Below are 2,660 nucleotides of genomic sequence, written 5' to 3' on the forward strand. Positions count from 1 at the left end.
GGGGGTGAAGAAGAGGGCCACGACGGACGCGCCGGCCAGGATCGCGAGGGCCGCCTTCAGGCCGTCCAGGCGGGCGGTCTCGTTCGCCTCCAGGGCGGCCTGGGACACCTGCTCGCTGGTGCCCGCCTCGTCGAGGGCGGCCGTCAGCTGGGCGTCCGAGAGGAACGGGACGCCGCTCTGCAGCTCGACGGCGGCCTGGCTCTTCACCTCGGCCGGGACGGCCGGGTTCCGCTCCACCGCGCCCAGGAACGACGAGGTGAGCGCGGCGATCATCAGGGAGCCCGCGAGCGCCGTGCCCATCGAGGAGCCGAGGTTGGTGACGGCGTTCTGGATGCCCCCGACCTCCGCGCTCTGCCGGTCCGGGACCGCGGAGACCGTGACCGATCCGAGCTGCGAGGCCAGGGCTCCCATCCCGAACCCGATCAGGAGCAGCGGGACGGTGACGATCTCTGCCCCCGCCTCCACGTCCAGTGCGGCCATCAGCGCGACGGCGCCGGCGAGCAGCGCCACCACCCCGATCCGTACCACCCGGCGCGGCGACACGTCGGGGAGGAAGCGCGGGATGAGGACCGCGGCGGCGAGCAGCGTCAGCGAGAGCGGCAGGATCCGGGCGCCCGTCTGCAGCGCGGACAGACCGAGCGCCACGGACAGGTAGAGCGGGACGACGAAGAAGACGCCCATCTGCACGAGGTACTGGAAGAAGAACATCGTCAGACCGCCGGTGAGCTGCTTGTTCCGCAGCATGGCGGGGTCGACGAGCGGCTCCCGGCCGCGCGCGACGAGCCGGGCCTCCCAGCGGAGGAACAGGTACACCAGGAGCAGACCCGCCAGCATCAGCCACACGGTCAGCGACACCCCGAGCCATGCGGGCGCGTCCGCCTTCGGCTGGACCCAGCCCCATTCGTCCGAGCGCAGGACGCCGTAGACGAAGATCCCGAGCCCGGCGGCGGACAGGGCGGCGCCGACGAGGTCGATGCGCGGGTGCGCCTCCTCGCCGGCATCGGCGATGCGGCGGGCGAACACCAGGATGACGAGCACGACCAGGACCTCGCCTGCGAAGACCCAGCGCCAGGAGAAGTAGGTCGTGGCGATGCCGCCGATCAGCGGTCCGAGCCCGATGGCCACGGCACCCGCGGCCGCCACGATGCCGTACGCCGCGGCCCGGCCCTCGGTGGGGAAGTTGCCGGCCACGAGCGCCACGATCGACGGCAGGATGAGCGCGGCCCCGATGCCTTCGAGGAACGACCAGCCGAAGAGGAGCACGGGCAGGTTCGGCGCGAGGGCCGTGGTCAGCGAGCCGCAGCCGTAGATCACGCAGCCGATCATGAACGCGCGCCGACGTCCGATCAGCACCCCGACCTTGCCTCCGGGGATCATGAACATCGCCATCACCAGGGTGTAGGCGGTGATGGCACCCTGGATGCCGGTCACGGTCGTGCCCACGTCGTCGGCGACGGTCGCGATCGCCACGTTCATGACGGAGCTGTCGAGCGCCATCAGGAACTGGCCCGCCGCGAGCGTCAGCAGGACGAGCCTCGCCCCCGCGGGTGCGCCGCCGGCGCCTGCCATGGATGCCATGACCGTATTGTCACTGTGCGGGATGGTTTCGGCTCGGCGACCACGTCCGCGCCTCCGGCCTCAGCGACCCGCGTCCAAGCCTCCAGCCTCGGCGACCGCGTCCACGCCGCCGGCCCCAGCGGCCGCTCCCCCGCGCGGCCCCACGCACGAGGGCCCGCCATCCCCGGAGGATGGCGGGCCCTCGCGGCAGCGCGTACCGGTCAGGTCGAGCCGACGAAGACCACGAACAGCAGCCACACGACCGGAGCCGTGGGCAGCAGCGAGTCCAGCCGGTCCATGATCCCGCCGTGTCCCGGAAGCAGGGTCCCCATGTCCTTGATGCCGAGGTCCCGCTTGATCATCGACTCGCCGAGGTCGCCGAGCGTCGCACTGATCGCCACGGCGAGGCCCAGCAGCAGGCCCTGCCACCAGAGACCGTCGTCGATCATGAACTGCATGCACAGCGCGCCCGCCGCCATCGCGAAGCCCACCGCCCCGAGCAGACCCTCGCGGGTCTTTCCGGGGCTGATCCTCGGCGCCAGCTTGTGCTTGCCGAAGCGCCAGCCGATCGCGTACGCGCCCGTGTCGCTGACCACCGTCAGCAGCAGGAACGTCAGCACCCGCTGCGGACCGTCGTCGGCGGTGAGCATCAGCGCTACGAACGTCGCCAGGAACGGCACGTAGAACGCCGCGAAGACGCCCGCCGTGACGTCCTTCAGATAGCCCTCGGGAGGCTCCGTCATCCGCCAGACGAGCACCGCGAGCGCCGTGAGTGCCATCGCCACCCAGGCGCCCTCGGGCCCCCGGACGTAACCGGCGACGACCATGGCGGCGCCGCCGACCGCGAGCGGCACGAGCGGAGCCTTGATCCCCTTGCGTTCCTGGAGGCGGGAGGTGAGCTCCCAGAGCCCGACCACCACGGCGACCGCTATCACGCCCACGAACGCCGGAGCCCAGACGTACAGCGAGGCGATGATGACGGCCCCGAGACCGACCCCGACCCCTATGGCCGCGCCCAGATTGCGCCCCGCGGTCTTCTTCTGCCGTGGCGCCGGCGTTCGTGGGCGTGATAGCGGTCGCCGTGGTGGTCGGGCTCTGGGAGC

The 2,660-nt window shown here is 71.8% G+C and carries 2 protein-coding genes; both read right to left on the reverse strand.

Annotated features, from left to right (window positions below; genetic code table 11):
• Positions 1 to 1,578 (reverse strand): MFS transporter (locus EAO70_RS09710; protein WP_148002607.1); only part of this gene is annotated, 1,578 nt, incomplete at its 3' end.
• A gap of 200 nt (positions 1,579 to 1,778) precedes the next feature.
• Positions 1,779 to 2,660: phosphatidate cytidylyltransferase (locus EAO70_RS09715; protein WP_261992779.1), on the reverse strand; the 882-nt coding region annotated here is incomplete at its 5' end.

Origin of the sequence: Streptomyces sp. adm13(2018) (assembly GCF_008042145.1) — a bacterium.
Taxonomy (GTDB): Bacteria; Actinomycetota; Actinomycetes; order Streptomycetales; family Streptomycetaceae; genus Streptomyces.